The organism is Enterococcus ureilyticus, assembly GCF_001730315.1.
GTDB lineage: Bacteria > Bacillota > Bacilli > Lactobacillales > Enterococcaceae > Enterococcus_L > Enterococcus_L ureilyticus.
The window spans coordinates 138778-150542 of the sequence record NZ_MIKC01000034.1 but is presented as its reverse complement, the minus strand read 5'-3'; the positions used below and the strand labels follow the sequence as shown (position 1 = coordinate 150542).

Below are 11765 nucleotides of genomic sequence, written 5' to 3'. Positions count from 1 at the left end.
TCTCACCCCCAAATACGTTTAATTTCATCTTGAAAATCCTGTGCTGCTTTTTTAGGGTCTACAGCAGCCGTAATACCTCGACCTGTAATGAATGTATAGATGTCAAGACCTGCAAATAATTTTAACGATTCAACATCCAACCCACCGGTAACAGAAACACGGAATCCCAGCTCAATCAATTTTTTTACTTTTGTCAGATCGGCTTCGCCCCATGTTTCTCCTGCCAAAAGCGCATCTCGACTTTGATGGTAAATCGCCTGAGAAATCCCAGCCTCTAACCATCTTTGGGCCTGATCATATGTCCAATCCCCATATAATTCAACTTGAACTTCTTCAACTTCTTTCGCTGCAGCTTTCATGGTTGGAATCGTGGCACAGCAGATAACAGTCATCCAATCTGCTCCTGCTTCTCGACAATTTTTTGCAACAGTCCCCCCAGCATCTGCACATTTAGTATCTGCAACTACTTTTTTATCTGGATATAATGCACGAATACAGCGTATAGCTTGCGCTCCAGCTTGTAAACATAAAATCGTACCAACTTCTACGATATCTACAATCTCACCGACTGCTGCGACATCTTTGATTGCACTAGGTAAATCTGAATGATCTAATGCTACTTGTAAATTAGGTCTACTCATTTATTTCTCTCCTTTACCAATTGATTGAGGACGAACTAGCTATCTAGTCTGAATCCTATAAGCAGAATTATTTAAATTTTGCGGCTAATTCTGTTTCTTGTACCCGCTCACTGATCTCTTTTGCCGACATAACATTCCTCACACCTACAACTGTAATTCCTTTTTTCTTTGCATCATCAAACATATTGAGAAAATTCATTGGACAAAAAACTACATCGTATTGTCCAGCTGTGCTTTTCCCTTCCGAAATCGCACAGTGATGGATATTGGTAATAGTAAAACCAAGTTCTTTCAATGCCTTTTCTACACTTTTTTTCATCATTAAACTTGTTCCTGAACCATTTGCACAAGATACTAATACTCTCATTTTTATTTCCTCCTAAAGTTTTAAAGCCCAAAGAACTCATTTTTAGCCTTGCCAAAAATAGAAAGAAAAACAGTATATTCTTTCTACTGTTTTTTACTTTTTCCTGAAAGGCTAGCTCTTAAAGCTAAGTAAATGTAAAAGTGAAGCAGGATCGGCTGGGCTTTTTTAGAGACTATTCTATAATCAAGCTCCTTTAGCTGCCATGTTTTTAACATATGCATCATAGTCTTCCGTAATCAAGAAATAGCCTTCAGGATTTGCCCGATATTGCAATTGCGGGATTGCTAGTAGTAAAATAACGACTAAACCTACACCTAAATAACCTAAATATTTCATTAACACCGTCATGATTGGCCAAACAGTTGCCCAGTCAAACATTCCGATATAACCGCCATATTGAGATAAACCAATGAAAGCTGCTATCAAAGCGGACCCTAGAACTTGGATCACCCCTGAAATAAATGGGAAAATACATGCAGCTTTAAATCCACCTCGGTTATTTGCGTAAACTGCAATTACTGCATTATCAAAAAATAGTGGAATAAAACCTGCAATAACAATTACTGGCGATTTAAATAAAATCAATAGACCAATCGTTATAAATTGTCCTAGCGCCCCAAATAAGAAACCAATCGTTACTGCGTTTGGTGAACCAAATCCAAATGTCGCAGCGACATCGATCCCAGGAACTGCCCCTGGCAACAATGTATTGGAAATTCCTTGGAATGATTCTGTCAATTCTGAAACGAATGTTCGAACACCTAATTGTAAAATGGCTAGATAGACAGCAAAATATAATGCAGTCTGTAAAATATAGAAAAAGAAACTTTGTCCTTCTGCCATAAAACCTGCCTCAATCAAATATGCTGGTCCTAATACAACTAATATAATTCCAAAAAAGAATAGCATTAGGATTGAGGTTGCCACCATATTTTCATTGAAAATAGATAGGAATCCTGGAAGTTTTACATCCTCAAGTTTCCGATTGTTTTTATCCTTTTTCATTTTTTCAGCTAACTTCGCAAAAATGAATACGCCAAACATCTGTTGATGTGCAATCGCAAAACCTGCTCCCTCCGTTAAATCTTGTGTAATATCAACGGTCAAATTAGAGCCCACAGCCCAATAACAGCCTAAAATAAGTCCCATGATCAATAGAATTTGAATTTGTCCTAAGTCAGGAAAACAGAATAACAAAATCCAAAAGGCTGTTGCGGCTTGCTGTATCTGAACATTTCCAGTTGTAAAAACTGCTCGTAACTTCGTATATTTTTTAAAACGAACTAATAAAATATTCATGACAAACGCAATCAACAGTAAAATCATCGTATCACTGAACGTTCGTCCAAACGTTTCTTCGATACCTGCGGTTACAGCATTTTGGCCAAAATAAGGATCAATGACCATCGCATCTAGATCAAATCGTTCTTTTAAGCCAACTAAAATCGGACGAAAATTATTCACCAATCCTCCTGATCCCACAGTTAAAATCAGATATCCAACAGTTGCCTTTAAAAAACCGGCGATACTTTCATATAATGGTTTTTTTAATAAAACATATCCTAAAAGTACAATAAACCCAATCAAAAATGCTGGTTGAGTTAAAATATTTGCAGCAAAATAATCCCAAACCCCCATTAAAAAATCTAATATTTGCGTCATTTACTCCCCTTCTTTCTATAGATCAAAAGTAGTCATCACTCTTTGATAGTCTGCCATCGTTTCTACTGTCATCAATGCCTCGATCACGCCTTCAGTCATCAACATTTCTGATAGTTTTGAAATATTTTCGACGTGCTCTTCACTATTTTTAGCAGCTAATGTGAAAAATAAACTGGCATTTTTTTCAACATTACCTTCTTCAAACACTACATCTTGCTTCATTTTTGTAAATGAAATGGCTGTACCTAAAACTCCCTGACTCTCCTCTGACGAATGCGGCATCGCCACACCTGGAACGATCACGATATATGGTCCATATTTTTGCACACATTCTATGATCTCATCTATATATTGTTGTGTGATGATCTTTTTATCCAGTAGTGTCTGACAACTAAGAGCGATTGCAGCCTTCCAATCAGAAGGCGTTTCTTCACAAAATCGAATCAATTCATTATCATAAAAATACTTTAGCATGCACTTACTCCTTTCTTATAAAAATGATGGAAACGGTGTGTCATTATCTTTTGTAAAGACATCATCAAACCCTCTGTAAAAATTAAATTCAAGCTGATCTTTATCATTCGGATACGTAAACTTCCCGCCAACTTGCCAAATAAATGGCTTAAACTGATAATTCAAGCGATCCTTTTTAAACTTCCAAATTTCTGTAATTTCTTTAGGATCTGCCATAAAGTTTGCCCAAATATCGTAGTGAACTGGAATCACAACTTGGGCATTCAATGATTCTGCCATTCTTAACATATCAACTGAGGTCACTTTATCAGTAATCCCGCGAGGATTTTCACCATAAGCACCTAAACAAACATCAATTTTGTGTTCATTTCCATGTTTTGCAAACATATTAGAATAATGGGAATCTCCTGCATGATAGATATTACCGCCACTTGTTTCAAATAAATAATTCACCGCAATCTCATCCATATCTTGTGGTACTTTCCCTCGTAATGTTACTTCTGGGTCTTCACAAGTCACTAGTGCAGTTCGGTCAAAAGCCTCCAAAGCAACAATATCCACATCCTTGATTGAGACGTGGTCACCCGGTTTTACAACCATCGTCTTAGCTTCCGGAATCCCCCACCTCAACCACGTAGCAACGACTTCTTTTGGTCCAATAAAACGCGCATTTGGACAATTCTGATGAACAGCTGCCGCTGTGTTGATATCTAAGTGATCTGAATGGATATGTGTTACAACCAAAGCATCCACATCTTTTATGGCAAATGGATCAATAACAAACGGCTGAGTTCGTAAATTCGGCTGCATATTCTCACAACCGCTCATACGCATCATTTGATGTCCTTTTTTCATCTTGCCATTACCATGACTTTGTTTTCCTGTGCCGCACCACAAGTCACATAGGATATTCGTTCCCTCATGAGACTTCAGCCAAATTCCTGTACAACCTAACCACCACAGTGAAACTGTCCCAGCTTTTACTACTTCCTGTTCGATTTCTTCATTTAAATACGTTCCCCATTCAGGAAAAGTACTTAAAATCCAACTTTCTTTCGTTACATCATGAATCGTCGCCATATCATCTCTCCACCTTTTCTCAATCTATTTACACTTTTCATTCTACAATATTTTAAACCGTTTTCAATCAATTTTTATGATCGTTTAATCATTTTTAAGAGCGAATCAACAAAAATTATCGTCACGAAATTATAAAAACCTTATTTTTATGTTCATTCAATCATTTGTATGATATAGTGATAAAGAGGTGATAAACATGAAACATTCAGTTTGGAAAGGGATTTACTTTGGAAAAAAAGTACTCTTATGGTTTGTTTATTTATTATTTGCGATTTATATTAGTTCTCTTGTTGTCAGTTCCCAAGCACTTGGTGCTAAAGTGTTTTTTGGTGTTGTCGGAGTTGTAGCATTAGGTATTGTGATACTTTTTGAATATTTAAAAACGATCTATGAAAAAATGATTTACGCTTTGACCGTTAAGTGTAATTTGCCTGAAGCAATAACCCTAAAAGAAAAATTGAAGGAAAAAGATTTGTTTAATGGCTTCAAACAGTCTATTATTATTTTTGACAGTTTACTTTTATTAGATGCTGGAAAGTACGTTACATGTTTGGAACATCTACAGAACAATCAAAAATTTTTCCATTCTACTTTGGATTACCTCTTCATTTATTATCATACGCAAATGTACTGCTATTTTTTTTTAGAAGAGGAAGAAAATTTGACTTTTTGCCTAGATCGTCTATTCAAGTTAAAAAATAGTAAAAAAAAGCAAATTCGCGGATTATTTTCATGGCATGAAATTACTGGAATCAAGTATTTCCATCAAAATAGAACTAAAAAATGCTTAAGTGAATTAGATTTAGTTGATCAGAATCGACTAAATAATCGTGAATTGACCTATCTTTTATATCTAAAAGGTCAATGTTTACTTAAACTAAACAATCAATCAACTGGGCATCGTTTATTGAAAGAAGCCAAAGAGATAGGAAAAACACTTGCAATAGCTCAATTGAGTTAAAAAGGAGGAGCACATATGAAAAGCTCGCATCAAATGATCAAAGAGCGGCGAGACAAACTACTCGCACTATTGACCACAGAAACAAGTCTATTAGTGAAAGAAATCAGCCTTGAGCTTGCTGTTTCAGAAATAACCATTCGTCGTGATTTGACGGCGTTAGAAAAGATGGGCTTAGTTCAACGAACTCATGGTAAAGCCAAAATTGTTCAAAAAACCGGGACCGAGGATTACAATGAGGAAATTGAAATTTTAAAAAATGCGATTGCTAAAAAAGCGGCTGAGTTTGTTAAAGATGGCAATACTTTATTTATCAATACCGGCTCAACTGCTTTATCTTCTTTAAAAAACTTAGAGAATAAACGTGTAACGATCGTGACGAACAATGTAAAAGTAGCTAATTTAGACCACAATCCAAATTCTACCGTTATTTTATCTGGTGGTGAAATTCGATTTCCAAAAGAAGCTTTAGTTGGTGATATTGCAATCGACTCATTTTCAAAAATGTCTTCTGATATTTCAATTATCGGCTGTTCTGGACTGAGTATTGAAAATGGTATTACCACGCCTGTCTTACACGAGTCTAAAATCAATTCTTTGATTATTGAGCGAACAAATGGGTTAGTCATTGTTGTTGCCGATTATCGTAAGATTGGTTTTTCTTCTAATTTTACTAGTGGTAAAATTAAAGATATCAACTATTTAATTACAGATACTTTTGCTTCTCCTGAAGTGATTCGAGCAATCGAAAAACAAGGAGTACAAGTGATTCAAGTTGAACTCTAATGCTATTAAAAGGCGGGCATTACTCTCCACCGAGCCAAACCAGTCCATACCGCTTTTATATTAAGGAGGTCTGATATCATGCGGATCAAACAATTGGATTATATCGTTAAAATCGTTGAATTAGGTTCAGTAAATGAAGCTGCAAAGCATCTTTTTATTACCCAACCAAGTCTTTCAAGTGCTGTTAAGGAACTCGAACAGGAAATGGGCATTCAAATTTTTCGGCGTACACAAAAAGGAATGGTTTTAACAATTGAAGGAACTGAATTTTTATCGTATGCTCGACAGATTTTAGAACAAGTGGAATTAATGGAGGGGAAATATAAGGGACAAGAAACACGTCGAAGATTGTTTTCCGTCTCTGCTCAACACTATGCTTTTGCGGTTCATGCGTTTGTTCAACTAATCAAATCTTATGAAAAGAATGAATATGAATTTACTTTTCGTGAAACGCAAACGAATAATATAATTGAAGATGTCAGCACTTTTCAAAGCGAATTAGGTATTCTCTATTTAAATTCCTTCAACGAAAATGTGATTCGTAAACTATTAAAGGAAAAACAGCTAACATTTCATTCATTGTTTACTGCCCATCCTCATGTTTTTGTAAGCAAAAAGAATCCTTTGGTCGGGAAAAAATCAGTCACTCTAAATGATTTGGAGAACTTCCCCTATCTTTCTTTTGAACAAGGACAGTTTAATTCTTTTCACTTTTCTGAAGAGATTTTGAGTACTCTTTATCATAAAAAAAGTATTCGTGTAAGCGATCGAGCAACATTATTCAATTTCTTGATCGGGCTGGATGGCTACACGATTAGCTCAGGTGTTTTAAGCCGTGAATTGAATGATGAGAATATCGTTGCTTTACCTCTAGAAGTGGATGAAACAATGGAAATCGGCTGGATCCATCCGGCTCAGATGTCTCTGTCACCAATGGGTAACGAATACTTACGTTATTTAAAAGAACACATTATTGATTATGGATTTACTATTTCAAATGACGAATAGAAAAAAAAGGCCGAGACAAAACTAAAAATCAGTTTTGTCTCGGCCTTTTTCTATCGTTTAGCTTTTTTTATTTGTTTACTTCTCAATTGTCCGCACGCAGCATCGATATCTGTGCCATATTCTTTTCGAATCACACAGTTGACACCATTTTTCTTTAAAATATCATAGAATTTCAATACATCTGCCTTTTCACTACGGCTATATTGGTCATGTTCACTAACTGGGTTATATGGAATCAAGTTAACAAAGGTTAACTTCTTCTTATCCTTCAATAAATCAGCCAATTGTTGGGCATGTTCTGGACGGTCATTCACATTACTCAACATGATATACTCAAACGTAATTCGACGATTTGTTTTTTCCAAATACTCATCGACTGCATCCATCAATTTTTCGATAGGAAAACTACGGTTGATGCGCATGATCGATGTACGAACATCATTATTTGGCGCATGTAAAGAAATTGCTAAGTTGACTTGCAAGCCATTATTCGCAAATTCTTTGATTTTTGGTACTAATCCACTTGTTGAAACTGTAATATGACGAGCGCCAATTGCTAAGCCTTTTGGATCATTGATCGTATGTAGGAAATTCATTAAGTTATCATAGTTATCAAACGGTTCACCGATCCCCATTACAACAATATGGCTAACTCGCTCACCTTGTCCACGTTCGTCAAAATAATGTTGAACTAACATGATTTGGGCGACGATTTCTCCTGCTGTCAGATCACGTTGTTTTTTTAGCAAGCCACTGGCACAGAAGGTACAGCCAATATTACACCCAACTTGAGTCGTCACACAAACAGACATCCCATATTCTTGACGCATTAAAACTGTCTCGATCATATTTTTGTCGGGTAACTCAAAAAGATATTTCACAGTACCATCTTTCGCTTCTTGAATAATTACTTGGCGCAATGGATTGATAATAAAGTTTTCTTCTAATAAATCAATAACCTCTTTTGACAAATTTGTCATTTCATTAAATGCCATGACACGTTTGATATATAGCCATTCCCATACTTGAGTGGCCCGGAACTTTCTTTCGTCATGTTCGATGAACCATGCGATCAGTTCTTCTTTTGTTAAACCATAAATGGATGCTTTTTCCACTAGTTCTCTTCCTCATTTCTTCTAAACATTCGCTTCATACTATAACTTATTGTCCACGATTTGTCCATATGTTCTCTAGGTTATACAGCACTTTGTTTCTATAGTTTTGAAACTACTACTTATTGAAAAGAACCTCTACAAACGCTTCACTCGTTTGCAGAGGTTTTCTTTTTTCTAAGCTTGAACCAATCGATAAACTTTTTTGAAATAAAAGACACGAGCAATTAGATAGTAGATGATTTGAATCACGATAAACATCCCTAATACTTGCCAACCAGCTATTTGCATCCCTTGATTAAACATATGATACATCGCAGTCAAAGCCACAGCTCCGTGAATCACCGAGACAATAATCGGTGTAAAGAACAGGATTCCCACTTGCTGATAAATCATTTTCTTCAATTCTTTTTTCGCTAACCCCATTTTGTAAATCATCTTGAATTTCTCAACGTCGGCGTCCATATCACTATATAATCTGAAATATAAGAAGCTGCCGGCAGAAACAAAGAAGACAATTCCGATAAAGATTCCCACAAATAAAATTGGTGCATATTCATTTGTAATCGTTTGTTGCGAATAACTTTTGGCCATCAAAAGTGGATTTTTCTCTTGGAACTTACCCACAGAAACCAGTTCATCGTAACTAGCATTTTTAGGCTGCCAAACAGTCGTTATCGTATTTTCCAAACTTTGTAGCTTAGTCTCATCTGGTACGATGACCGTTGTGGCATAGGCTGAGACGACCGCCGATTTTTCTGTTTTAGTGACAGGTAACGTTACCTCGTCTGGCAGTTTCACTTCATTTATTGTTACTTCTTGTATGCCGATTTCATTCGCTAGTCGCAATTGAACAGCGTTCCCTTGGGTTTGAATCGTTGGTTTGTTCGCTAATTTTGCAAGATGATTATAGTCAGATTCTTTGATCACATCAATTTGCTCAGCATTTGTATAAATCGTTGCTTCTCCCTCATCCACTTGTATCCCTCTATCCGCTAACAATTGGGTAAAGGTCTGTTTTATCCCAGCTGTTTCCTCAGCTGTTCCAGTGAGTTGAAATTCATATGGCACTTGCTTCATTCCATCTAAGATCATATTTTGAAACCCATATAGCGTTCCGATTGCAGCAAATGCCACTGTCGAAATAATCGATACTAAGAAAAAAGAGCGGGCATTGTCTTTCATACGGAAAGCTAAATCTGAAAAAACCACCATATTCGTTTTTTTCCAAAAAATAGCTTGTTTCTTTTTTAAACGCTCAATAACTGAAACACTTAATTGATTGAATAAAAAACGCGTACCTGCAACTACTAGAAAAATCACAGGGATCATGACAAAGGGAACTAACATGCCTTTAACTAATAGAGCAATTGCATAACCTGCACCGATCAAAACGATCGCTAACATCGTTTTAACTCGCGAGCTTTGGATCGTGCCTTTACCCAAGTCACCTGCTTTTAACAATTCTTGTAAACTTAACTTTGGTAAACGAAACTGAATGAAAAACGAAATAGCTAAAAATAAGGCTGCAAAAGAAATAATCGTTAACCCTAGTGCTTGTGTTGGAAAATAGAAACCGAAACTGACATGCATCAATTTATTACTCAACCATAAAATCACCTGTGAAAAGCCAACTCCAGCCAAGCTACCAATGATCGTAGCAAAAAAACCAATAACTAAATTCTCAATAAAAACCATTTTTTTTAGTTGCTTCGGGCTCATTCCCTGGATCATTAATAGACCAAATTCTTTTTTTCTAGACTGGATGAAGACATCCATGGAGTATAGGACAAAGAAAAAGGCAAAGCCATAAATAATGATTGCAGCTGCTAACATACCGATTTGTGCCTTATCATTCAAGCCATCAGCTAATGACGGGTGAAACGCAAACACGGTAAAGGTGAAGAAGACCATCACTGAAAAAAGTGTGCTTAAAAAATATGCCATGTATAAATGTTTATTTCTTAAAGTATTTCGAATGACAAATTGACTAAAACTCATTATCAACACCTTCAATCTCAGATAGTTTCACCATGATTTCATCGTAAAACATCTTTTGATTTCCATTGTGATGGATCTCATCGATCAATTCACCGTCTTTGATAAAAACGATTCGCTTGCAATAACTGGCAGCTAAAGGATCATGGGTTACCATTAAAATCGTAGCTTTTTCTTCTTCATTTAATTGTTGTAATAATTGCATGACATCTTTTGATGATTTTGTATCTAGATTTCCTGTTGGCTCATCTGCCAATAATAGTTGGGGTTGATGGATCATTGCACGAGCGACAGCCACACGTTGAGCTTGGCCTCCTGAAATTTCTGCAATGCGTTTTTTCAGCAACGGTGCAATTCCTAAGCGATCCGCTAAAAGATTGAGCTGTCGTTTCATCACTGAAATTTTTTCCCCATCCAAGGTTAATGGTAAAATAATATTCTCTTCTACAGTCAACGTTGGCATCAAATTGAAACTTTGAAAAATAAAGCCTAGCTCTCTTCGTCTGAATTTCGCAATTTCTTCTTGATTTAGTTGATTAGGGTCTTTGCCATTCATTAAAATCTGTCCTGATGTCGGCTGATCGATTGTTGCTAAAAGATTCAAAAAAGTACTCTTTCCACTTCCAGAAGGACCCATAATTCCGATAAATTCACTGTCATTTACCGTTAAATCCAATCCTTTTAGTGCTTCATATTTGATTTCAGTTCCATATGTTTTCGTTAAATTTTCTACTTGTAACATCATCATCGCTCCTTTTCTCTACTGTTTTAGTCTAATCCAATTACAACGAACACACCATAGAAAAAAATAACAGATTGCTTACACTTTTGTAAGTAATCTGTTATTTCTTTAAGCTTCATATTCAATAACATACGGATAAAGAGCTGTATTATAAATTGCTTCTGAGAACTCAACGATTTCACCAGAAAGACCAACTGATTTACGAATTCTTTTTAGTCCATTTTTTTCGGAAGTTGCTAGAGTTTCTTGCTGTTCACTAGTCAATTCTACTGTTTGAAAACTATCCTCAAACTTGATGATTTCGATGCCATGTTGATCCATCAAACGATATAAGGACTCCTGTTCAAAATCTTCTACTGGCACATCAGCCATAATTGTTGGGAGATAATAATTAAAAAAGATATAAGGACGATCATCTAACGTGTAAAGACGAGCGACCTTGATCGCCTCTGCTCCAAGACAAGCATAGATTGGAGAATCAATCTCTAAAGTTACTTTCTCTAATTTCAGAATTTTCTTAGCTACTTTTTGCCCTGAGTCATTTAAATATTCTGTAAATGTTCCTGCTTTTGACAATTTATTATAAGGACGATTACTCAAAACAGTTGTTCCTTTACCACTTTTCTTTTCAACTAACTCTTCTGAAGATAATAATTCAATCGCTCGACGAACCGTTATCTTGCTTACATCAAATAATCGTTCAAGCTCTGCTTCTGTTGGTAACAAGGAACCTACAGGATATGTGCCGTTCATGATATCTGATTTGATTTGTTCTGCCACGTCTAGATATAATACGCTTTTTCTTCTCATATTCTCCATCCTTATATAATTTATTAGTGTATCGTTTTATTTTAGTTTATTCGTCTTGTATTGCGAATTCCTTAATTCTAATCGCATTTATACTTTAATTAGCAATTTATCCATCTGTTCTATAGTA

12 protein-coding genes are annotated in these 11765 nt (G+C 35.9%); 3 read left to right on the top strand and 9 right to left on the bottom strand.

Going from position 1 to position 11765, the window contains the following annotated elements; translation table 11 throughout:
* Window positions 1-2: 2 nt before the first annotated feature.
* The 5 genes from BCR24_RS11120 to ulaG form a co-directional block, all read right to left on the bottom strand.
* The gene (locus BCR24_RS11120) at window positions 3-641 is read right to left on the bottom strand and encodes a 3-keto-L-gulonate-6-phosphate decarboxylase UlaD (protein ID WP_069640595.1); all 639 of its coding nucleotides are present in this window, start codon (window positions 639-641) and stop codon (window positions 3-5) included.
* A 67-nt stretch (window positions 642-708) separates the two neighbouring features.
* Window positions 709-1008 carry a PTS sugar transporter subunit IIB gene (locus tag BCR24_RS11115; protein WP_069640594.1) on the bottom strand — a complete coding sequence of 100 codons (300 nt, stop codon included), beginning with the start codon at window positions 1006-1008 and terminating at the stop codon, window positions 709-711.
* 183 nt (window positions 1009-1191) lie between these two features.
* Window positions 1192-2670, bottom strand: a complete 1479-nt coding sequence (locus BCR24_RS11110) for a PTS ascorbate transporter subunit IIC (protein ID WP_069640593.1) — start codon at window positions 2668-2670, stop codon at window positions 1192-1194.
* A gap of 15 nt (window positions 2671-2685) precedes the next feature.
* Window positions 2686-3144, bottom strand: a complete 459-nt coding sequence (locus BCR24_RS11105) for a PTS sugar transporter subunit IIA (protein ID WP_069640592.1) — start codon at window positions 3142-3144, stop codon at window positions 2686-2688.
* A gap of 15 nt (window positions 3145-3159) precedes the next feature.
* On the bottom strand, window positions 3160-4224 hold the full coding sequence (gene ulaG / locus BCR24_RS11100; RefSeq protein WP_069640591.1) for an L-ascorbate 6-phosphate lactonase: 1065 nt from the start codon (window positions 4222-4224) through the stop codon (window positions 3160-3162).
* Window positions 4225-4420: 196 nt separating this feature from the next.
* Between ulaG and BCR24_RS11095 the strand changes: the two genes are divergently transcribed.
* From BCR24_RS11095 to BCR24_RS11085, 3 genes are all read left to right on the top strand, one after another.
* Window positions 4421-5185 (top strand): hypothetical protein, encoded by a 765-nt coding sequence (locus BCR24_RS11095; protein ID WP_069640590.1) that lies wholly within the window; start codon window positions 4421-4423, stop codon window positions 5183-5185.
* A 15-nt stretch (window positions 5186-5200) separates the two neighbouring features.
* Window positions 5201-5968: a DeoR/GlpR family DNA-binding transcription regulator gene (locus tag BCR24_RS11090; RefSeq protein WP_069640589.1), complete on the top strand. Its 768-nt coding sequence runs from the start codon at window positions 5201-5203 to the stop codon at window positions 5966-5968.
* A gap of 78 nt (window positions 5969-6046) precedes the next feature.
* Entirely contained in the window at window positions 6047-6976 is a 930-nt protein-coding gene (locus BCR24_RS11085) for a LysR family transcriptional regulator (protein WP_069640588.1), read from the top strand.
* Between the two features lie 50 nt (window positions 6977-7026).
* Here BCR24_RS11085 and rlmN read toward each other — a convergent pair whose 3' ends face one another.
* From rlmN to BCR24_RS11065, 4 genes are all read right to left on the bottom strand, one after another.
* Window positions 7027-8091: a dual-specificity RNA methyltransferase RlmN gene (gene rlmN, locus BCR24_RS11080; RefSeq protein WP_069640587.1), complete on the bottom strand. Its 1065-nt coding sequence runs from the start codon at window positions 8089-8091 to the stop codon at window positions 7027-7029.
* A 174-nt stretch (window positions 8092-8265) separates the two neighbouring features.
* Window positions 8266-10089 carry an ABC transporter permease gene (locus BCR24_RS11075; RefSeq protein ID WP_069640586.1) on the bottom strand — a complete coding sequence of 608 codons (1824 nt, stop codon included), beginning with the start codon at window positions 10087-10089 and terminating at the stop codon, window positions 8266-8268.
* Window positions 10079-10828 carry an ABC transporter ATP-binding protein gene (locus BCR24_RS11070; RefSeq protein ID WP_069640585.1) on the bottom strand — a complete coding sequence of 250 codons (750 nt, stop codon included), beginning with the start codon at window positions 10826-10828 and terminating at the stop codon, window positions 10079-10081. Before BCR24_RS11070 ends, BCR24_RS11075 begins: the two co-directional genes overlap by 11 nt.
* A 108-nt stretch (window positions 10829-10936) precedes the next feature.
* Window positions 10937-11638 carry a GntR family transcriptional regulator gene (locus BCR24_RS11065; RefSeq protein WP_069640584.1) on the bottom strand — a complete coding sequence of 234 codons (702 nt, stop codon included), beginning with the start codon at window positions 11636-11638 and terminating at the stop codon, window positions 10937-10939.
* Window positions 11639-11765 lie beyond the last annotated feature (127 nt).

Coding starts and splice junctions, on each gene's coding strand:
- BCR24_RS11120 (WP_069640595.1), bottom strand. CDS start 641: ATGAGTAGACCTAATTTACAAGTAGCATTAGATCATTCAGATTTACCT.
- BCR24_RS11115 (WP_069640594.1), bottom strand. CDS start 1,008: ATGAGAGTATTAGTATCTTGTGCAAATGGTTCAGGAACAAGTTTAATG.
- BCR24_RS11110 (WP_069640593.1), bottom strand. CDS start 2,670: ATGACGCAAATATTAGATTTTTTAATGGGGGTTTGGGATTATTTTGCT.
- BCR24_RS11105 (WP_069640592.1), bottom strand. CDS start 3,144: ATGCTAAAGTATTTTTATGATAATGAATTGATTCGATTTTGTGAAGAA.
- ulaG (WP_069640591.1), bottom strand. CDS start 4,224: ATGGCGACGATTCATGATGTAACGAAAGAAAGTTGGATTTTAAGTACT.
- BCR24_RS11095 (WP_069640590.1), top strand. CDS start 4,421: ATGAAACATTCAGTTTGGAAAGGGATTTACTTTGGAAAAAAAGTACTC.
- BCR24_RS11090 (WP_069640589.1), top strand. CDS start 5,201: ATGAAAAGCTCGCATCAAATGATCAAAGAGCGGCGAGACAAACTACTC.
- BCR24_RS11085 (WP_069640588.1), top strand. CDS start 6,047: ATGCGGATCAAACAATTGGATTATATCGTTAAAATCGTTGAATTAGGT.
- BCR24_RS11075 (WP_069640586.1), bottom strand. CDS start 10,089: ATGAGTTTTAGTCAATTTGTCATTCGAAATACTTTAAGAAATAAACAT.
- BCR24_RS11070 (WP_069640585.1), bottom strand. CDS start 10,828: ATGTTACAAGTAGAAAATTTAACGAAAACATATGGAACTGAAATCAAA.
- BCR24_RS11065 (WP_069640584.1), bottom strand. CDS start 11,638: ATGAGAAGAAAAAGCGTATTATATCTAGACGTGGCAGAACAAATCAAA.